The sequence below is a fragment of the Furfurilactobacillus milii genome, assembly GCF_009864005.1.
In the GTDB taxonomy this organism is placed as follows: Bacteria; Bacillota; Bacilli; order Lactobacillales; family Lactobacillaceae; genus Furfurilactobacillus; species Furfurilactobacillus rossiae_B.
In genome coordinates, this window is sequence record NZ_WEZQ01000020.1 from 14,469 (window position 1) to 35,525 (window position 21,057).

General features: G+C 42.8%; 21 protein-coding genes. 7 read left to right on the forward strand and 14 right to left on the reverse strand.

The features are described 5' to 3' along the window. Positions 1–94 precede the first annotated feature (94 nt). Positions 95–1,459 carry an L-fucose:H+ symporter permease gene (fucP, locus tag GB993_RS11125; protein WP_161004351.1) on the reverse strand — a complete coding sequence of 455 codons (1,365 nt, stop codon included), beginning with the start codon at positions 1,457–1,459 and terminating at the stop codon, positions 95–97. Positions 1,460–1,490: 31 nt separating this feature from the next. Beyond that, positions 1,491–1,886 carry a D-ribose pyranase gene (rbsD, locus tag GB993_RS11130; protein ID WP_017262869.1) on the reverse strand — a complete coding sequence of 132 codons (396 nt, stop codon included), beginning with the start codon at positions 1,884–1,886 and terminating at the stop codon, positions 1,491–1,493. 467 nt (positions 1,887–2,353) lie between these two features. Between rbsD and GB993_RS13100 the strand changes: the two genes are divergently transcribed. Continuing rightward, a complete protein-coding gene (locus GB993_RS13100; RefSeq protein ID WP_347877358.1) occupies positions 2,354–2,605 on the forward strand; it encodes a hypothetical protein in 252 nt (83 codons plus the stop codon). A gap of 88 nt (positions 2,606–2,693) precedes the next feature. Here the strand turns inward: GB993_RS13100 and GB993_RS11140 are convergent, their stop codons facing one another. Further along, a complete protein-coding gene (locus tag GB993_RS11140) occupies positions 2,694–4,538 on the reverse strand; it encodes an FAD-binding protein (RefSeq protein ID WP_161004352.1) in 1,845 nt (614 codons plus the stop codon). A gap of 189 nt (positions 4,539–4,727) precedes the next feature. On the opposite strand from GB993_RS11140, the gene GB993_RS11145 reads away from it, so the two are divergent. From GB993_RS11145 to GB993_RS11155, 3 genes are all read left to right on the forward strand, one after another. After that, entirely contained in the window at positions 4,728–5,642 is a 915-nt protein-coding gene (locus GB993_RS11145) for a LysR family transcriptional regulator (protein WP_161004353.1), read from the forward strand. Between the two features lie 186 nt (positions 5,643–5,828). Then, on the forward strand, positions 5,829–6,182 hold the full coding sequence (locus GB993_RS11150) for a type II toxin-antitoxin system RelE/ParE family toxin (protein ID WP_161004411.1): 354 nt from the start codon (positions 5,829–5,831) through the stop codon (positions 6,180–6,182). Further along, on the forward strand, positions 6,169–6,459 hold the full coding sequence (locus GB993_RS11155; RefSeq protein WP_161004354.1) for a helix-turn-helix domain-containing protein: 291 nt from the start codon (positions 6,169–6,171) through the stop codon (positions 6,457–6,459). The genes GB993_RS11150 and GB993_RS11155 overlap by 14 nt, the downstream gene beginning before the upstream one ends. Before the next feature lie 75 nt (positions 6,460–6,534). Here the strand turns inward: GB993_RS11155 and rbsR are convergent, their stop codons facing one another. Next, a complete protein-coding gene (gene rbsR / locus GB993_RS11160; protein WP_161004355.1) occupies positions 6,535–7,542 on the reverse strand; it encodes a ribose utilization transcriptional repressor RbsR in 1,008 nt (335 codons plus the stop codon). A gap of 258 nt (positions 7,543–7,800) precedes the next feature. Between rbsR and GB993_RS11165 the strand changes: the two genes are divergently transcribed. Beyond that, on the forward strand, positions 7,801–8,241 hold the full coding sequence (locus tag GB993_RS11165) for an ArsC/Spx/MgsR family protein (protein ID WP_161004356.1): 441 nt from the start codon (positions 7,801–7,803) through the stop codon (positions 8,239–8,241). Positions 8,242–8,386: 145 nt separating this feature from the next. On the opposite strand, the gene GB993_RS11170 is transcribed toward GB993_RS11165, so the two are convergent. From GB993_RS11170 to deoC, 9 genes are all read right to left on the reverse strand, one after another. Further along, entirely contained in the window at positions 8,387–8,974 is a 588-nt protein-coding gene (locus GB993_RS11170; RefSeq protein ID WP_161004357.1) for a hypothetical protein, read from the reverse strand. A gap of 5 nt (positions 8,975–8,979) precedes the next feature. Then, positions 8,980–9,624 (reverse strand): hypothetical protein, encoded by a 645-nt coding sequence (locus GB993_RS11175; RefSeq protein WP_161000928.1) that lies wholly within the window; start codon positions 9,622–9,624, stop codon positions 8,980–8,982. Positions 9,625–9,695: 71 nt separating this feature from the next. Beyond that, the gene (locus tag GB993_RS11180) at positions 9,696–10,541 is read right to left on the reverse strand and encodes a competence protein ComK (RefSeq protein WP_161004358.1); all 846 of its coding nucleotides are present in this window, start codon (positions 10,539–10,541) and stop codon (positions 9,696–9,698) included. Positions 10,542–10,767: 226 nt separating this feature from the next. Then, a complete protein-coding gene (locus GB993_RS11185) occupies positions 10,768–12,108 on the reverse strand; it encodes a cytosine permease (protein ID WP_161004359.1) in 1,341 nt (446 codons plus the stop codon). Positions 12,109–12,468: 360 nt separating this feature from the next. After that, positions 12,469–13,767, reverse strand: a complete 1,299-nt coding sequence (locus GB993_RS11190; protein WP_161004360.1) for a pyrimidine-nucleoside phosphorylase — start codon at positions 13,765–13,767, stop codon at positions 12,469–12,471. Between the two features lie 19 nt (positions 13,768–13,786). Further along, positions 13,787–14,749: a DNA-binding transcriptional repressor DeoR gene (gene deoR, locus GB993_RS11195; protein ID WP_161004412.1), complete on the reverse strand. Its 963-nt coding sequence runs from the start codon at positions 14,747–14,749 to the stop codon at positions 13,787–13,789. A gap of 182 nt (positions 14,750–14,931) precedes the next feature. Next, on the reverse strand, positions 14,932–15,642 hold the full coding sequence (gene deoD, locus GB993_RS11200; protein ID WP_017262855.1) for a purine-nucleoside phosphorylase: 711 nt from the start codon (positions 15,640–15,642) through the stop codon (positions 14,932–14,934). Between the two features lie 25 nt (positions 15,643–15,667). Beyond that, positions 15,668–16,879: a phosphopentomutase gene (locus GB993_RS11205; protein ID WP_161004361.1), complete on the reverse strand. Its 1,212-nt coding sequence runs from the start codon at positions 16,877–16,879 to the stop codon at positions 15,668–15,670. 115 nt (positions 16,880–16,994) lie between these two features. Continuing rightward, positions 16,995–17,681, reverse strand: coding sequence for a deoxyribose-phosphate aldolase (gene deoC, locus GB993_RS11210; protein WP_161004362.1), 687 nt, complete (start codon positions 17,679–17,681; stop codon positions 16,995–16,997). A 393-nt stretch (positions 17,682–18,074) separates the two neighbouring features. On the opposite strand from deoC, the gene GB993_RS11215 reads away from it, so the two are divergent. After that, the gene (locus GB993_RS11215; protein ID WP_161004363.1) at positions 18,075–18,629 is read left to right on the forward strand and encodes a sigma-70 family RNA polymerase sigma factor; all 555 of its coding nucleotides are present in this window, start codon (positions 18,075–18,077) and stop codon (positions 18,627–18,629) included. A gap of 128 nt (positions 18,630–18,757) precedes the next feature. Here GB993_RS11215 and GB993_RS11220 read toward each other — a convergent pair whose 3' ends face one another. Then, complete coding sequence (locus GB993_RS11220; protein WP_161000936.1) at positions 18,758–19,489, reverse strand: transaldolase; 732 nt, start codon at positions 19,487–19,489, stop codon at positions 18,758–18,760. Positions 19,490–19,901: 412 nt separating this feature from the next. Between GB993_RS11220 and GB993_RS11225 the strand changes: the two genes are divergently transcribed. Beyond that, positions 19,902–21,044 (forward strand): ArgE/DapE family deacylase, encoded by a 1,143-nt coding sequence (locus tag GB993_RS11225; protein WP_161004364.1) that lies wholly within the window; start codon positions 19,902–19,904, stop codon positions 21,042–21,044. Positions 21,045–21,057 lie beyond the last annotated feature (13 nt).

A 21,057-nucleotide genomic window follows, 5' to 3' on the forward strand; every position in this document is an offset into this window, starting at 1 on the left:
TTGTCCCCTTTTATATTCAATAATAAATCGCATAAATTGTTCTATGAACAATTTACCATAAAACACCTAAACAAGAGTAGTGCTTACAATGCTTTTAGTGTTCCGCAACAGTTTCTGGATGTGCAACTTCATAACGGTGTTCAAAGAAAAAGTAGGTCGTTACGATGACGAAACAGATAACCGGCACGATGAATGAAAACTGCATTGTCGTCAGATCAGAAACGGCACCCTGCAACAATGGCATCACTGCACCACCGATGATGGCCATAACCAGAATGGCACCAGACGTTTCGGTGTACTTCTTTTCGGTAACTGTGTCCAGTGTGTGTGCATAAATCGTTGGCCACTCAGGACCGAAGAAGAAGCTGGCTAAGATGGCAGTGTAAACGGCCGTCATGTTTGGAATCAAGAAGGTTGCCAACAATGACAATGTTCCCAGGAATGAGTAAACGGTCAAAACTTTCGTAATTGAGAAACGGTTCATCAACCAGTTGGCCACTACTTTACCAAAGAACCACATTGCGTAACTGAAAATCATAAACGTTGAGGCAGCGGAATCACTAATTGAATGGTTTAGATTTAAGGCCAAACGAATGGTGAATGACCAAACGGTTGTCTGCATACCAACGTAGAAAAATTGAGCCATAACCCCACGTTGATAACGTTTGTTATGAGAAAGATACTTCAATGTTTCACGTAATGTTACCTTTTCAGTCTTTGTATCCGCAGTCGTTGCTTCTTCAGCACCTTCTGCAGTGGCCTTAGCGGCTGGCATTTTTGTAAAGGCAATAATCACAAAAATAATCAGCAGCACACCAAGAATGTACTTGTAAGGTTGCAATGTTAACTGCAACATTTTTTCGCCATAAGCCTGACGAGCAGCTGGTGCCATGTGAGACATCTTTTCAGATAAGTTCCCACCGTTACCAAAGATCAGGTATTTTCCTAGCACGATACCCAACATATCACCAAGTGGTACTAAAGTTTGTGAAAAGTTTAACCGCGCATTGGCCGTCTTTTTCGGTCCCAGCATAGAAGAATATGTGTCACACGCTGTTTCCAGAAAACTCAAGCCAATGGCAATCGCAAAAATAGCAACTAGGAACATGCTGTACGTTGCCATTCGTGATGCTGGGAAGAATAAGCTACATCCGACAATGTAAGCAAACAACCCAATCATAATGGCAAACTTGTATGAACTCTTTTTAATAACCAGCGATGCCGGAATGGCAATTAAGAAATAGCCACCGTAAAACGCGCTTTGAACAAAGGCTGTTGCCAAGTCGTTCAGTTGGAAAACAGTTTTAAATTGTGTGATCAAGATGTCATTTAAACTAGCTGCGGCACCCCACAACGGGAAAATCATCGATACTAATAAGAAGGTAAACATTGGTGTACGGGATAAATACCCGTCTGATAATTGCTTAACCGAAGTTTGTTGCATGTTCGTCTCTTCCATTTCTATGCTCCTATAAAATGATGGCTGACAGTTAGAATGTCACGCCACTCTCCAAAATGATGTTTGAGTACGCCGTCATTTCGCCAGTGCGAACAAAGGCGTGTGTCTTACTGAGGTCTTTTTTTAATTCGCTGTGCGGTACAAACGTAATTGGCGTGTCAGGCAACAATTGCTTGATTGCCGTCAATTGCTCAGGGTTGACCGTCTTAATTTCTTCTGCCAAATAAATGTGTTGTACTTCTAATTCAGCCAAAACATTCTTTAGAACGTCGATAAAACTTGGCAATTGTTTGGTAACTGCTAGATCAATTTTCTCTGTTCCTGCGGGTACCGGCATGCCGGCATCCCCAATTGATAACCAATCCATGTGACCCATATTTGAAATCACACGCGATAGATCTGAGTTAATTACTGTCGTTTTTTTCATCGTGCTGCTCCCTTCAATGTGAATAACATTTGATGCTGTAAAACGTTTTACTTAACTAATTTTAGGCGGGTATTGCTTACCCGCCAATTACTGGTAAAACGTTTTATCAAATTTCAATGTGAAAAATATATCATAGTTTGGAAAGGCTTTCAAGTGTTTTCTTGAATTAATTTGGTTGGTCCGCGTTGCGTACTCCAGAAATTACGTCTGTTATCCCGTAATGACACAGAAAAGGGAAAAACTATGACAAAACATGATGGGGCATTATTTATTTGCCTAAGAAGCGTAATCCATTCACAGACCCTAAGTACATTGCCGCTCACAGCGGTTCTGAATTAGATGAAGGATTTGAGGTCGATGCAGATGAATTAGAATAATTACGTTCCTGATCATCAGGATATTATTTGGATTAACTTCAGCCCTAGTCAAGGAGAAGTAATCGTTAAACGTGTCGTCCAGCTGTCGTTATCAGCCCTAAAGGGTATACTTCACTAACTGGACTTACCGTAGTTGTTCCGATTACACAGGGTGTAGACAATAGACTAAAAGATTTTTTTATCCCGATTCAAACTAATATTGATATCGATGGTTTTATAAATCCGTTACAACTGCATACCTTCTCAGTTAAAAAACGGCGTGCCGAATTTGCGGGCGAAATTGTGTCAAGTTTCAATTATGCATTTTTACAACAAAGACTGAAACAGTTAATGTACGACTAAAAAAGAAGCATTCTATTCATCAAAATTTCGATGGAATAGAATGCTTTTTAACTTTGAATTTAATTGTAAAAACTAGATGATTTCAACTTTACTTAACCTTACTCAACGCATCCTTAACCGCGGTCTTAACGGCCCGGCTAGATGACGAAGCACCAGAAACTGCATCAACGTCAGCCGTGTTTTGTGCGACGATTTCGCGTGGAATCTCCTCCACGGCTTTACGACCAACGTCTTCACTTTCACTTTCCTGAAGCACTTCGACATTTTTAATGTGTTGATCCGCATAAGTTACCCGAACCACGATTTGACCACCAATACCGTTGTTAGCACTACCTAGATATTGGTTATCGCCAACCGTGTAGTTGGTCGTCTGATCAGCCAAGTCGTTGCCGCCAAGATCAACTTCAGTATCTTCATAAATAGAAGCGGACGTGTCTGCATCTGTAGCTGTTTGGGCAGAATCGCTAACCTTATCCTGCTTTGGTGCAGCGGCGTTTTCACCGGCGATCTTACCGAAAATTAAACATTCAGCCAGATTACCACCGCCGTTATACTGATTGGCATTAATGCCCCCAAACTCACCAGCTGAATAAAGATGCGGGATCGGTTCGCCGTCAGCGTTTAGCACTTCAGCCTTTGCATTTCGTTTGGCACCACCCTGGGTATTAAGCATTGCAGTGGCCAGTTCAACGGCATAATATGGTCCGTCATCTAATGCACGCATGCTATCGCCGTCACGACCCAATTGATCATCGCGACCTGCATCGGCAAAGCGATTAAAGGAAACCACCGTTTGTGACAACACTTCAGGATCAGCCTGAATCTTCTCTGCAAGCTCTTCAATTGAGTTTGCTTTAATGACCAACTTAAAGAAGTCAGGATATGGCAACTCGTCCTGCTCCTTGATGGCATTGTATTGCGCTTGATCGAAAATTAAATGTGGATGTGCATACACGGTCGGATTATGCCATTGACCGTGCTCATAAGCATGACCATGACGGCCATTCTCATCCTCGCGCACATACCGACTGCCATCATCAGCAGCAATGAAAATACTACCATGCGATAACTCTGGCCAAGCACCAAGAATGAACTTTCCGCGTTCTTCGCTTGGATTTTCAAAGGTAAAACCGGTATCGAAGCCATACCCCTCATAACTGTGCATGTGCCAGAAACTAGCTCCGACCGCTTGCGCCATCCGAATACCGTCACCCTTGTTGTATAAGGTTCCAATAACTTTTAGCTTGGGAACACCGATAAAGTTTTGAATATCATCATTATTGTTTTCAAATCCACCCATCGTCATAACAACACCGTTACGCGCAGCAATGTTCACCTCATGACCATTGCGTTTGACTGCAACACCAGTAATCGTCTTAGAGTCAGCATCTTGAATCAAACGCAGTGCTGGGCTTTCCAGCCAAACATCAATCTTGTCGGCTCGGTCAGTCACGTGCTTGCGCAAGTTCTTCCACAGCGTGGCGTCAAAGAAACCGTCATGAACTGTCGTTAAATCAATGGCATCAGCGCCAGCAAACTCTGGATATTCGGGTGATAATCCATGAGCAAAATCTTGCCAACCTGGATCACGGTGAGTCTTGTTGTAACTAACTGGTTCCTCAACATCGAGATAATCGTGCATGTATTCTGGAATCTGATTAATACCGTCAACATACGTGGATAGCATCTCATCGTCGATGTTAATGCCATTAAACAATTGCTTAAAGTAGGCCTTCGTTTTAGCCCGATCATGACCAGTCAGAACAACTTGACCAGCGTACCGTGTGTTACCGCCTTCGTGCCCCAGCGGCGCAGCATCTACTAATAAGACCTTGGCACCGTTATCTGCCGCAAACCTACTAGCTGTGGCACCAGCCGCCCCGAATCCAATCACAACTACATCATAGGTTCGTGCCCAATTTGTCTTTACCATTGTGTTGCCTCCATTTTTTTCGGATAAAAAGATTATTCTATAGTTTGTTTAATAGTGAGCATAGAACCTTAACAATCCTGTTTGATTCAAACCGCTCAACTTCATTGTTACTGTTTTTTTGCCGATTGTGAAATATCTTTTTAAGTGAGATGATATGCCTAAAATGGCATATTGTTTGGAGGCTTATCGATGACAACCATGAATCAGAACCAGCAGTTATTACATATTCTCAGTTCGTTACAAACAACAGGTAGCATTTCTGATACCGCGAATGCCATGTACCTCACCCAGCCAAACGTCAGCAAGCAACTCAAGCGATTTGAAAATGAACTTGGCGTTCGGTTGGTGGATCGGCGTACCCATCCCCTATCGTTAACCGCAGCAGGCAATTATTATCTCAATCAAATGGGTGTCCTGATGAACGAAGTCGACCGTGTCGTGACCAACTTACAAGCCTTCAAAACAAATACGCAAACCACTTTGCGTTTAGGGGTTACCCAATCATTAGGCTCAATTCTGTTACCCAATCTTTTACCGGCCTTTCATCGCCTTCATCCCGAAGTCACGTTAGAGTTAAACGAACTGGCCCCTGAACAAGGCGAGCAGGCGTTAACTAGCAATCAACTTGACATCTATTTTGGTGTGGCACCAACACCACAGCCCGAAATCACGCACATTCCGCTCTACTCAGAAGGATGTACTTTAATAATGTCGAAAAACGCCGTCGAAAATATTGGTGCCGAGGATGTAAGCGCGCATTTAGAGGACATATTGTTTAACTTTGCTCGTCAGGAAATTATCGTCGAACATGGTGATTCCGGCTTTCAGCGAATTATTTCAGGATACCTTGCCGCACATAATATTCATCCATGGCGAACGTTTGCCACAGCTAATTTAATTACAGCTGAACGATTAGCAGCTAAAGGCATGGGCGCCGCTATCGTACCGAATTCACTTGTTGAACCCGCCAAATTAATGGCAGATGTCGCAGCCATTCCCTTGCCCATCAACGAATTAAATCTCAGTGTCGTCGCGCAAATTAATAAGCAAGCAACCTCAAATACCGTGATTGCTGATTTTCTACAAATGAAGTTTGATTATTAATCACATTGTTCAACCGTGCCGCAGCCGGCATTAAAGATGGATAAAAACTGGCTTTAAGAAAAATGAAAACCTTCCCCTTTACGTATGTTTAGGTTAGACGGACTAACAAGCAATCCTTGCTGTCCAAAAACTTAGGTCATCACGTGAAGGAGTTGAAAAAAAGTAGCATTAATGCTACTTTATTGGATGAATACAAAGCCAAAATTTATTCCCAGTGACCGTTTCTTAAAGTTTTTGCACGATCTTCCGGATAAAGATCGGGCGAAATTGATCGGAACGATTTCGTTAATAGAGTCACATGAGCTGTATATCGCTATTCGACAACTGTGGGTCAAAAAGATTGAGGCCAATTTGTTCGAGATTAGGTCAATACAATCTAGCAACATACAACGTGCCATTTATTTTCACATTGAAGAGAACAATTATTTTATTACCCTTGGTTTTACAAAGAAAAGTAATAAAACACCGCAAAGACAAATTGATAGTGCTAAACGCATACGTGAAAAATATCTAAGGAGAAACACTAATGATCAAGAATAAGCCAGAGACCATGGATGACGTGATTCAACAAGAACTAAAAAACACAAAATTTCAAAAAGCTTATGATCAGACTGTCAGCGCAGGCAATGCAGCTATTGCTTTATACGAGTTTCGCCATGAACTTGGTTATACTCAGACCAAACTAGCTCAAAGGGCTGGATTAGCCAAATCAACGATTGTTCGTATTGAGACCGGCATTATGAATCCACGATTGGAAACCTTGCAACAAATCGCTGACAGTGTTGGCGCGCATGTTGAATTAAAATTTGTTCGTTAATAAACATGGTATAAAAAGGATTGAAATGATCGCAGTGTGACTCTGCCGATCATTTCAATCCTTTTATTGTCTTATTTATATTTTACGTACCGAATCACGTTTGACTAGCGAAACATCAACCACTTTCAACTGTGGTGCGTGCTCTGGATCCCTAAGCCGATTCATAATCATCTGACTCGCCCATGTCCCCATGTCATAAACAGGCTGATGAATGGTCGTCAAACGTGGCGCCATATAGTCATCCAAATCGATGTCATCATAGCCAACAACGGACAGATCCTGCGGCACATTCTTACCAACGGCCTCAATGCCGCGCATCAGTCCCAGAGCCATTTCATCATTGGCACAAAATACCGCGGTAGCCCCCGAATCAATCACCTGTTTTGCTACAGCCCATCCGCCTGCTTTAGACAGCTCAGTTGAAAATATCAAGCTGTCATCGACGGAAATACCATGACGAACTAACGCACTTCGATAACCAGCCATCCGTAACCGTACATTCTGTGAAGGCCGGTCTGGCAACACCACAGCAATCTTATGATGACCGGACTCGATTAAGTGGGTAGCGGCCAATTCCCCGCCTCGCTCATCATCCACAATAATGCGATCACCTTCATTAAGGGGATCATTTTGATCAAATAACAAATAGGGCACACGGTTACTCTTAAGCAGTCCATTCAGCTCCTTATTACCGACAGCGGAACTAGCGATAATCATCGCGTCCACACCACGTTCAACCAGTGTTCGTAGGTAATAATGTTCTAATTTTTCATCGCGATCTGCGCTTAAAATCATCGGTACACATTCGTGCTCGTACATCGCATCCTGAATGCCACGCAAAAACATGGCAAAGAATGGATTTACTAAGTTGGGCACGATAATTCCAACAGTTTTCATTGAATGGCTGATTAGATTACGAGCATTAAAGTTAGGAACGTATCCTAACTGATCCCTAATTTTCATCACTTTTTCTTGTGTTGCGGCAGGAAATCTTTCACCCTTCCCGTTGAGAATTTGGGAAACCGTCGTAATCGACAGTCCAGCAGCCTTTGCGACGTCTTTAATCGTTACCCGCTTTGCCATTTTTACTTTTCAACCCCCATAAGTTCGGTTAAATCATAAGTTTTTTATGTTACGAATATCATAGCATATTCATTCTCCATAAAGTGCGCTGATCCGCGTGAGACTGCATTTCATTCACCATTATGTTGAAAATAAATCGACTAGTTTTCGCGTTTGTTCGGCGAATTTACAACTTAACATAAATATTGTTATTCAAAAAAATAACTATTTATACTCATGCTAGAAACATTAATTGCAATATAAATGGAGATGAATATCATGATTAAAATTTATACGATTCCGTCAAACTTACCCTCTCGTCAGGCAGTCCGTTGGTTAACCCAACATGATGTTGCCTTCGCTGAACAACGTGTCCATGTCGACCAACCAGAATTGACGATTGATGAATTGAAGCAATTTTTAATGGCCTCCGAAAATGGCGTTGATGATTTGCTTTCCTTCCAGTCACTCGCTTACGCTGCGTTTATCAAAAATCATGATCCTGAAGCAATGTCTTTACAAGCATTGTTAACTGCCATGATTGCGAATATCCGTCTTTTACATTTTCCAATTATTTATGACGAACACCTTCACATCTTGCAAACTGGTTTTTCACAAGATGACATCAGAGTGTTTTTGCCTAGAAGCGTTCGGGTTCAAGAGCTAACTACTATGCTACTTCGTGAATCCAAAAGCGATGATCTTTCTGACATTGAGTGAAGACTAAAAACACCTTCTGACAATCGTGCGGGGCCAACCAACGGCTGGACATACACAATTGTCAGGAGGTGTTTTGGTGTCATTTCAAATGAACACATTTTTCCACATTAGAGCGTTTACGCTAGGTTGAAATAAATATCTTTCACTACGCTACATCGTCACTTTGCTCTACAAGCATCATGATGCTAGCACTGATTTGTTGAATCATTGCGGTCGTTAACGCTGGATTGAGTAACCGTAAAGTTTGCATCCCCACTTCCATTAACCACTGTGTATCAGCGCTCATTCCGAGCAGGGCGTGAAAGGCTAGTTCTAAGTTAGTCGCTGTTCCGTCCAATTGTTTGCTGGCCAAATCGTCCGGTTCAGCTGCATAGTAATTGGCACGGACTTGTTCGTGAAGCAACCCATAGTCCTTGAGCAGTAAAGATTCCTTGTCCATTAATGCTGCTAAACGCTGATGCAACGCCTGACTGTTCTCGGAGAACTGCTTTAAATGATCTTCATTTTCGTGTTGTTCTAACAGGTTATAGTTTTCCGTAAGAGCAAACGTTTGTAACTGACAAGCGAATACGTTATTGAGAAACGGTAATAGGTCAAATTGACGACCATTAACCAGCCCTGTCAAATGCTGATCCATTAAGTCCTTTACGTTTGCAAGTGGAGCGTCCACAGTCACCTTACGTTGGTGAAACCGTTTCTTATCTGCCTGACTTAACGGCATCACATATTGCATTATTTCTACCCCTTTCGTGAGGATCCATTGGCGTTGCTAGCATCATTATTATCCGGTCCATCCGGTTGCGGTTGGTTCATGTCAACTTTGCGTTCTTTTGGACCATGTTTTGGTGCTAACTTAGCCTGAATTTCAGTTGCGACCGTTTCGACATTTACATCTGGATTAATATTTGCCAGGATTTCCATGATGTTAAAGAATTCCCACTTTAAATCAACCTGGAACATAATGTAATCATAGCCAAACAGGTCTTGAGACCGCCATTCACTACGTGGCTTTTTAAGCAATTCTTGAGGGAACCCTTGCTCCGCCTGTTTTGCTAACTGAACCCGTTCTTGTTCAAATGGACCGAACTGATCAGCATGTGCTTTCGTGTTAGCTGATAAACGATCCCCAGTTAACTTATGCCATGTTTGTAACTGCGACCACCACTCCTGGTTAATAGTATCCACTAAGCGGTTAAAATCTAACTGAACGGCAACATAATCTGACAATAAATCGTTCAAGTCGACGTCACTGCCCTCAAAATTGCCTGTCATATTAGGAACCTGCTTCAAACTGTCGAATACACTCAGTGGATCATGGACAGGAATCTGATAGTCATGAAAAACCTGTTGTTCTTGTTTCGTAATCGGTGTTGTAAAACTCATTGCGAAAGCCTCTCTTTGTGTTGTTTTGTTGTCTTTATCATAACGCTACGGAATCCGCTTTCATAGAAAAACTAGTTTGTCTCGTCGTCCTTATCTGACACAAAGTGGCGTGTCTTCGGCACAATTAAATGCCCATGTCCTCTTAAAAACTGACGGGCTTCCTTTGCAATTGTTTCACGGTCTAAATTGAGCACGGCATCATAGCCGTCCACTAGGAAATCTTCTAACCCTGCCACCATTAAAACTTCGACCGTGTGTGCATAAAATTCTGTTTCGTCATGCAAAACTTGTTCGGGTCGCATTCCTAATACTTGAGCCAACTTATTGGTGAAATTCGGCCGACACCGATCAAAGCCACTGTTTTCAACCATCAATTCTAACTGTTCTTTTTGTAATTGAATAATCGTCGCCGCATCTCTTAATCGTTGCAGCATAAAATAATGTGACAACGGTAAAATGAGTTTCATGTTATTTTTAAAAATCAGCAAGGTTTCATGAGTCAAGCGACGAATCTGAACTAATTTGTAAAATCCCAACCAGCCAGTCTCTCGCATCGTTGATCCCGCAGTTGGTACAAAACCATATTTACCGTTTACATATGGTGTGTAATGTTGCTGTCCCAAAAAATGATGGGCGATCGCCATTTGTTGGCGAGTCCGACTGTTTTTAGCCATCAATTCTCGCATCAACGTACCACACGGTCGGCGAACCAATAATGGTCCAAGTCGATAATCCAAAATCAAAGTTAAACGTTCCTGCTTCACGGTCACCGGTAGAACTAGCAAAGTCGTTGTTAAACTAATTTCGAAATCGGCAATGGTGTCTTTTGTGGTCCAAAGATGATTGATAAATGTTGATACTCGTAAATCGATTGTTTGATCGCGTAAACTAGCGGCTGAAAATTGTTGCTGACTCATTTTTGATCCCCTTAAAAATAATGTATCGGTAGAATAACGATTAATTTTCATTAATGCAATTCATTAGACAGCAATAAAGTGACCAAAATACTGTTCCAGCAAAAAATTAAACGCGACATATTAATGACATTATCATCATCAATATGTCGCGTTTAACGTTTGTAAACGGATTATATATTATCAACGACCATTGAAAATATATAATCGTCCCGCCCGCGATATTTATTTAATTATTTTCGGGTACCGTATTCTTTAATTTTACCGTTAACCGGCTCAGTACCAAATGTAGACTAGCTGTAATGAGCATTGCAAATACCGTTGCACCAATTGTATTTCTTACCCAACCGACTTGGCGTAACAAGAAATAACTCAAAATTCCGAATCCCCAGTTTGCATAGGCCAACCAGTTCAGCCTTGGTGCGTTAGCAAACATATTATCAGTATAGTGTGCGCCATGGATAAGATAATAATCGACTAAAATAATGGCAATCTCTGGTCCCAAGATCATGCCCACGTAATCCAAGAACATCGTGAACACGCCCAAAAAGCTGTTAGACCACAAAGGAATCAATGTCATCAGCGTCGCCAACACTGTTACTAGCCATAGAGCTGGCGTAAGTCGAAGTCGTTTAAAAATGTTGGTTAATGCCGTGCCGGCAGCCATCAGATTAACTGCATTTGCGGTGGTACTCGTCAATACAATCACAATCATTGCCAAAATACCTAGGCCAAGCCGTGAAGCCACTGTACTTGGGTCAGATGCATTGGGATTAAAGCTGTGAAGCGTCACCGCCGCACCAATGGTAGCGATGATACCAACGAGCGCAAACCAGAACAGTCCAACTGTGCCGCCAACAAACGGCGCTACGGTAGCAGCCGTCTTATTCTTTGCAAACTTGGTGAAATCCGCGCCAGCAGTCACCCAAGCAAGGTTAAACGCCGCTAACGTATCGATCGCATTACCAGTCGGCAGATGAAACTTAATTGGCACTTGCCACTGAGTCAACTGATTCAACGATACGGTTTGAAAAACCGCCCATGTTTCCCACAAGACCAGTAAAATCACCAACACAATCCCAACACGCTCGATAATCCGCACGGACCGTTGACCAAGCGAAATGCTAATCAGATGCAAGATTGACATCATCAAAATACCAAAGATAATGCCCTTCAACCCGCCGCGTTGACCAAAAACTGGCCAGCCCAGTAGGTCATGAAGCAAATAACTAATGGAACCGGCTGCAATAAACGTGTTTACAGCAGCCCAGCCCATAAACTGAACCACATTAACTAATGACGGCCCGACGCTACCCCAACGGCCGAACGAAACATTCGTCAAAGCCATTGTAGAGCGCCGTGTTTGAAACCCCATATATCCAACGAGAGCCAGCAGCAGGTAAGCAACTGGACCGGTGATCATTAATACTTTCATCGCCCCACCTAGTCCTAGTGCAGCCAATACGCCACCAACATACCAAGTGCCATTGTTGGCATTGGCGCCAATCCATGTCGCCGTCTGATCCCAAAAACTCATACTGTGTGATGCTTCTGATGCTGTTTGCTTCATGTCTCTTCCTCCGTTTGCTGCTAAGAAAAAGCGCTACCAACACAGTAGTGTCAGTAACGCTTGTAATTAACAATATTTGCGGAAAATGACTGAGAGGCCACGATGCCCTTAACTTGTTGTTTGAAAAAACGCGTCATCAAAAACATCATGGTCTTGCCTCCAAAAAAGGTCCGCTCACTGTCGGACAGTTATTTTCTAGAGTAGTTTAGCAATAATCACACGCAGATTCAAGCGTGAGACCCAATATTCGACATGCCTTTTTAATACAATGATGGCAAAAGCCGACCCAAGAAACTCGCCTCTATCAAGCTTAAGTGCAAATGTTACTTGAGCAAACGACACTTGTTCTAAAACCAATCTTTAATCGATAACCTCATGGATGAGTGTCAGCGGCCGCGCCTCATCACCAATTGCAATATTTGCTTCAATCAATCGCTGGACATCGCTAACATCCTCTCGGTTACTGGGAATTGTCAAAATCGTGTCACCTTGATGAACCTCGTCACCCACCTTTTTGGACAACACCAAACCGACAGCATAATCCAATTGATCATCCTTCTTCTGCCGGCCACCACCGAGCATCATCGCAGCAATGCCCATTTCATCTGCCTTCATTTTGGTGATAACGCCATCATGAGCAGCCAATATCGGCATTTGATATGTTGCCTGAGGCATCATTGCTGGGTTTTCAATCACTCGACCATCACCACCCTGAGCGATAATCATTTCTTTGAACTTGTTCAAAGCGGAGCCATCATCAATATGCTGCTGTAGCATTTTTCTGGCGGCATCTAGATCGGTTGCCTTATTTGCCATGACGACCATTTGACTGCCAATTGTTAATACCAAATCAAGCAAATCAGCTGGGCCATTGCCCTTTAATAATGCAATTGACTCTTCAATTTCCAAGGCGTTACCAATGGCGTTCCCTAATGGCTGATTCATATCGGAAATAACCGCCATTGCATTCATACCAACACTTTTACCAATGCCGACTAGTTCCTTGGCTAACGCAACTGAGTCCGCCTCTGTTTTCATAAAGGCGCCACTCCCCGTTTTAACATCCAAAACTAAGGCATCTGTTCCACTGGCAATTTTTTTACTCATGATTGAGCCAGCAATCAGTGGAATAGAATCAACCGTATCAGTTACATCACGTAATGCATAAATCTTTTTGTCTGCTGGAGCGATGTTTCCAGTTGCACCGACGATGGCGCAACCAACATCGCGCAATTGCTGTTTAAATGATGCTTCGCTAATTTCAACCTTTAAACCAGGAATGGCCTCCAACTTATCCAACGTGCCACCCGTATGACCAAGGCCGCGCCCAGAAATCATTGGCACTGGAATACCAACCGAGGCTACCAAAGGCGCTAATGGAATGCTGGTCTTGTCGCCAACACCACCAGTCGAATGTTTGTCCACCTTGACGCCAGGAATATCACTCAAATCCAACTGATCTCCCGAATGCAACATGGTCATTGTCATGGTGGCCGTTTCTTGCTTTGTCATTCCTTTTAGATAAATCGCCATTAATAGTGCACTAACCTGATAGTCCGGAATGTCACCTTTTGTATATCCATTAATAAAAAATTCGATTTGCTCAGTGGTTAGTTCCCCACCATTACGTTTCGTATCAATTACATCGACCATTCTCATGGTTACTGACCTCCATCACTTAGTGAACTGGGTCATAATTTAATAGCTGAGTTGCACTCCCTTGATCAATAATCAACGTGTTCGCATAACCGGCTGTAACAGCACCGTGTACAGCAGGTACCTTGGCAGGATTGGCCGCCACTAACACGCTATGTGGAATATTGGCAAGCGCGTCAAGTGGAATACCAATCGTTCGCTGATCAATATTTGTATCGACCAACTGACCATGAGCGTTAATAAAGCGAGAAAACACATCGCCAACCGCATGGTCTTGTAAATAAGCCTGTTCAGCTTGAGTGAAGTATCCCAACTTAAACAGCAATGCTGAGTCGCGAACTGTACCAACAGTAAAAACTGCAATATCAGCTTTTTTGCCCAGTTCAATAATGTGTTTAATGTGTGTATCCTGTTCAACCAATTCTTTTGTTTGTTGGTGATCGAAAATAACTGGGAGCGGCAGGTACTGCGGCAGCGTATGAAATGCATTAGCAAATGTATTAACACTTTCAAACGCAAAGTTATTACTCTGCGTGTTTGCCACGCTACCCTTCATCTGAACAACGATTATGCCGCTAACATCCTTAGGATCCAAATGATTTGCAACTTGGTGAATGGTCTTTCCCCACCCAAGTCCGATAATGTCATCTGTCGTTATAATCGATTCAATATATTCTGCCGCCGCTTTTCCAACACGTGACAATAAATCGGGAGTACCCGTCCCTTGTGTTGGCACAACTAGCAAATGCGCTAGCTGATACTTTTCTTGAAGCTGCGCCGTTAACGTAGCTACTGGTGTCATCGGCGCAGCAATCTCAATTTTAACCAGACCAGTTTTTCTTGCGTACTGCAATAAGCGTGAAACCGTCGCACGTGAAATGTTCATTTCGGTTGCAATTTCGCCTTGCCCCCAATTGTTTTGGTAGTACAAGGTCGCTGCCTTAAGACTATCTGCCGTTTTTTGATCATCTGTTTCCACGAACATTTCCTCTTTTCGTCCCACGGTTTCGGAATCCCTGTCACGATTGCAGTTAACATCACGTTTTGACTGGAAATAATTTCAGTACGGGCAATCAACAAAGAGCGAATGATTTGGCAAATCGCCGAACCATTCGCCCTTTATTAATTAACCAATGTCTTCCTAAATATTTCAAACTCAATGTTGCGTTACTTACCAGCAATCGCTGTTGCTAACGAAATGTTAATCATGTCGTTGAACGTTTTTTCGCGTTCCTCCGCCGTGGTTTTTTCTTCGCCAAAGATTAAGTCACTGACCGTCAACACAGACAGTGCACGGAAGTGAAGTTTGGCACCCAATAAGTATAACCCTGCTGATTCCATTTCGGTGCCGATAACGCCATAATCAGCCAACTTCTTCATGTCCAGTTCGTCATTATAGAAACGGTCCGCGGCAAAAATGTCACCTACTTTGGGCGTAATGCCCATCTTCTGAGCTTCATGAAAAGCTGTGTCCAGCAGTTCAAAGTTAGCTAGCGGTGCATAATGGATGCCTGGTCCAAAAGTATTCGCAGTTACAGCAGAATCAGTTGTTGAGCCTGATGCCAACAGCACATCCCGTAAGTGGACATCCGGCGCCATGCCGCCACACGAACCGACCCGAATGATTGTTTTCACACCGAAGAATTTAACTAATTCATTAATATAAATGGACATGGATGGAATTCCCATCCCTGACCCTTGAACGGAAACACGGTGGCCTTTATATTCACCTGTATAACCAAAAGCATTTCGAACCGAATTCACCTGTTTAACGTTGGTCAAAAAGTTCTCAGCGATATACTTTGCCCGCAGTGGATCTCCGGGCAGCAAAACTGTATCAGCATAATCGCCCATGTTGGCACCAATATGTGTACTCATTGTGCATCCTCCTCATTCGAAAGGTTTATTTTACCGTTTCGCCATTGCTGACTTCACTCAAGAAACTGGTGCCTTCACTATTCCCTTGCACACCAAAGTTTTCCAATACTGTCGCGCCCATATCAGCAAACGTTGGACGAATGCCCAATGACTGATTAGCGTGTTTCATAGATGGAGAGTACGCCAACAACGGAACAAATTCACGTGTATGATCTGTACCACGGTAGCCAGGATCGTTACCGTGATCAGCTGTGATCATGAGCAAATCGTCGTCCTTTAAGTTTGCCAATACCTTGGTCAACCGTTGGTCAAAGTCCATTAAAGCCTGACCAAATCCCTTTGGATTACGGCGGTGACCATACATTGCGTCAAAATCGACTAGGTTCGTAAAGCAAAAGCCATGGAAGTCACTAGCCATAACTTCATCCACATGATCCATTCCGTCCATGTTGCTTTCATTGTGGTAGCCTTTGGTAATGCCATGGCCGGAGAAAATGTCATTAATTTTACCCACACCAATCACATCAAGTCCAGCCGCCTTTAAGCGGTCCATGTCCGTTTCGCCAATTGGTTCTAGACTGAAGTCGTGACGGTTAGCCGTCCGAGTAAAGTGATCCTTGTCAGGGCCAACGTAAGGACGCGCAATAATCCGGCCAATTGTCCATTCTGGTCCATTAACTAGTGAACGCGCATATTCACAAATTTTGTACAGTTCTTTAACAGAAATAACATCTTCATGGGCGGCAATTTGAAGCACCGAATCTCCAGAGGTGTAAACGATCAATTCGCCGGTCTTCATCTGTTGTTCACCGTAATCGTGAATAACGTCAGTTCCTGAATAAGGCTTATTGACAATTACATGGCGGCCAGAGAAATCTTCCAACTTTTTAATGATTTCTTCCGGGAATCCGTTTGGAAAAGTCGATAAAGGCTTTCTAACAGGCAGCCCCATCATTTCCCAATGACCGTCCATGCTATCTTTACCAGCAGAAACTTCACGCATTTTGCCAAATGCACCAATGGCTCGATCAGCGGCTGGTACACCCTGAATCGGCTTATCGGGACGAATGTTGCTCAGTCCCAACTTACCTAAATTTGGCAGTGCCAAGTCTCCTGCATAAAACGCGCCAACATGTCCAAGTGTATCAGCACCCACATCATCGAAGTCCGCTGCGTCTGGGGCCTCCCCAATACCAACTGAATCCATTACAATTGCAAAAATTCGTTTGTATGCCATGATTTTTGAAAGTCCTTTCCTGTCTCGCTTACGCCCATATTAATGAGCGGTTATCTAAAATCACTTAACTTTTTCGTTTAGCAAGCGCTTACATTTTCGCTGAAAATGTATTTTGTTAAACTGTGGCCGTTTGTGCCTTTGCTTCTTCAAGAATCGCAACTGATGCAGAGACACCTAAACGATTGGCACCTGCGTCGATCATTGCTAACGCATCCTTCAAGCTGTGCATGCCACCGGCTGCCTTAATCTTAAAGTCAGGACCAACTGCCTCACGCATTAAACGAACATCTTCGGCCTTAGCGCCAGAAGTGGAAAATCCAGTCGAGGTTTTAACAAAATCAGCGCCACCCTTAACGGTCAGCTCGGAAGCCCGCCGTTTTTCTTCATCCGTTAATAATGCATTTTCAATAATCACCTTAAGCAATTTACCCTTAGCATGAGTAGCCTCTGCTACAGCTTTAATGTCTGCTAACACAGCTTCATCATGATTAGATTTTAATTCGCCAATATTGACAACCATGTCAATTTCGTCGGCACCGTTATCAATGGCATCATTGGTTTCAAAAACTTTTGTTGCGGTCGTTGAAGCTCCCAGTGGGAAACCAATTACAGTACAAGTGGCAATGTCTGTTCCCTCAAGTCCTTTGTGAACACGAGCAACCCAGTACGGATTGATACATACGGAAGCAGTGTTGTATTTGCGAGCCTCCGCAACAGTTTTATCAATCATTGCCGAAGTTGCTTCTGGTTTAAGCATTGTGTGATCCATGTATTTTGCGAGTTGCGCAACAGTTAATGTCATCTTATGAAACCCCTTTCATTTGTCTGATATCAGTATATCAGGAGCTATGAACATTTGTCCACAATATTTTAGAAAATATTTTCACAATAACGATTAAGCGCTTTATATCCGTTTAGTAAATTTACAATCTTTCATACCGTTAATTCCCATCAGACTAGCAGCCATATATTGATTAAACAGATTTAGATACCAGTTTCGAATATATTGGTCTAGTCCAAATGATAAAGCGATTTCACATGTTTTGTTTGCTATCCCTCAGTTTGAATTTGCAGCATGGTGTATTGTTCACCAGCACGTTATTCTCCTTTACGTCAACGGCCTTCGACGAAAAAAATAATCGTTTGGACTGTGTCTGTGTACAAGGCAACGATCAAAATCAAATGAGGAAAATATATGCCCATTCATAATGAAGATGAACAATTAACACAACAAGCCTTCGCCTTTATCACACACGAAAGTAACAGCCGGGTTCTGTATGGCGTTCTAAAACGTCTCAACGTACGCCCTGGAGATCCAAATTTTGACGATGCTGTTTCTGAGGGCCGCCTCATCTACGTGGAGGTATTTAAAGACTATGTGAATGACTTCGGAGACCACGATGCCGACGCCTTACGTCGCTATGCTTACCAACGGCTCTACTGGCGGCTTTTAGACTGGTTGCGCGCTAGTACACGTCGATTAAGCCATCAAAGTGAACTCAGTGATACTGTAGTCAACCAGCTCCAAAACACGGAGGCAACAGCGATTGACATGGAAACCCATGATTTTATAAACCGATTAATCGCGACTTGCACGCCGACAGAAAAAAAGTTGCTAAGCCTTTTGCTTGATGAAGAAATGACCATTAGTCGGGCCGCTAAGTCACCTCATGTTTCCAGGCCGACTCTTTACAAACACCGTGAACGTTTGGCAGCCAAGCTTCAGACTCATTTTCCTGAATTCTTTTAACGCTGCAACTTAATGGACACAAAACGGTCATCACTACCTTTCCCAGAGATAGTGATGACCGTTTTGTCGTGTTATTTTCTCAAAATCGTGTGTTGCAATAAAAATTAATGGCAGTCATAAGTCGGTGGCTACTTAGTCAAGATTTTAAAGCCCAGTGCCTGGCTGTCGGCTTTGAAACGTTTGACTGTGTCTAATGAATACTCAGCCAATGGCTTGCCCAATAACGTCAGCTTCTTCAATGAATCTGGCGTGCAAGTAATGATGTCTGTGTGCGTTTGTGCCGCCTGCATAATGTTGTAAACTTCCCGCTGACTTGCCCACAACAGTTTCAAGTTAGGCTTAAAGTGAACAATATCAGCATATTTGGACATTAATGGTCGCGGATCCACACCAGTATCAGCAATCCGGCCCGCAAAGACAGAAACAATCCCACCTGTTGTTTCATCAAGAGCATCGCGTACATGACGAACTTGCTCTTCCGTAAAAATAGCAGTTGCGTTAACCTTAATGCCATCATGAGACAATTTGTGAATCAACGGAATGCTTGATTCACCTAAAGAATTCATGACCGGAATTTTCACATACACGTGTGTTCCAAAATGACTGATAATATGTGCTTCTTCTTCCATATCGCCAAAATCATCACTGAATACTTCAAATGAAATTGGTAAATCAGGAATGCTAGCAACAGCTTGATGTGCAAACTCAATGTAGTCTGTAACTCCGGCAGCCTTCATTAAAGAAGGATTGGTTGTAAAACCAGTCACTAAACCTGATTTGTAGGCATCGACCATTTGGTCAATATCTGCACCGTCAGCATAAAGTTCTACACCTAATTGATTAATTCTTGTTTCGTCCATTGGTATCACCTTTTCAATCTAAGTATATAGGCCTTTAGTACATGTTTATGTCAATTGGTCTATGCTTCACACCATACCTGTTCACAATTAGCTCGACAACCCATATATTATGAGAAAATAATTAAAAGCCGTTTTTTCTCTCATCAATTATCAAAATTGGTTCTTTATTAATTGCTTATATACCAAGGGATTTGGAAGATTGGTCTATGATGGCACAGACGTTTGCACAATTCTCATGAAACATTCCATACTGATTTTCAGTTATTTTCGTTTTCCGCATCAAGTTGCAATTTCAAGATCGTCAAACAGGACGAATAAGCTTAAATTAGCTTTTTTACACAAACCGCCACTTTTAGTCGAAATAAGTGCTATAAAGGATGTAATCGGTTTAGAAAAGGTGGTTTGAGATTATATGGAAGAAAAACAAGTATTAACGTTATTGACAGATTTCATCAAAATTGATTCTCGCAATGGTCATGAAGAAGCCATGTCAGACAGGATCATCACTGAACTCGGTCAGCACGGCATTACAGCGAAAAAAATCCCTTATCAGGATGGCAGAACAAATCTTTTTGCTGAACTGGACTCGGGTAAACCCGGCAAAACGTTAATGTTGACGGGTCATCAGGATACTGTAGCGGCTGACGAACATGACGATTGGCGTTTTCCGCCGTTGGCAGCCCACGTTGAGAATGGTCAACTTTTTGGTCGCGGTGCAGCAGATATGAAGAGCGGTCTCGCTGCTATGGTCACCACTCTGATCGACCTGCATGATGCCGGATTACCCAAAACCGGTAAACTACAATTTCTAGCTACTGTTGGCGAAGAGTATGGTGCCCCCGGTTCACGAATGTTAACGCAGGCAGGCTATGTCGATCACGTGGACGCCATGATTGTTGGCGAACCAACCAGTGATCAAATTATTTTTGCTCATAACGGTTCCATTGATTATTCTGTCGATTCAATTGGTAAATCCGTTCATTCTTCCATGCCCGAAAAAGGCATCAATGCCATTACCAATCTAGTCAAGTTTATTAATGAAGAAAACAATGCATTTGACGATGCGCCAACCAGTGACGTTCTGGGTCCAGTTGTTCATTCTGTCACTGTCATCAACGGCGGTGATCAGGTCAATTCAATTCCTGGTCAAGCGCACTTAGAGGGCAACATTCGGCCTATTCCAGAATTTGACAACACCAAAATCATTGACCGACTGCAACAAATTATCGACAAACTCAATCAGGAACCCGGCGTTCAGTTAAAACTGACTGTCGATTTCAGTTTCTTCCCTGTTATCTCAGATCGTGAATCTTCACTGGTTAAGATTGCCAGTGATGCCTTAGCGAAAGCTACAAAACGGCCTGCAGAACTATCCGTGATTCACGGTGCTACGGATGCTTCTGAATATACTAAAGCAGATAACAAATTCCCCATTATTGTCCTCGGACCCGGTCGGTGGGACATTGCTCACCGGGTTAACGAATATGTCGATTTAATCGATTATTTACATTTAATTGATGTATACAAACAAATTGCCACTAAATATCTAAGTTAGCTTTGCATCTTAC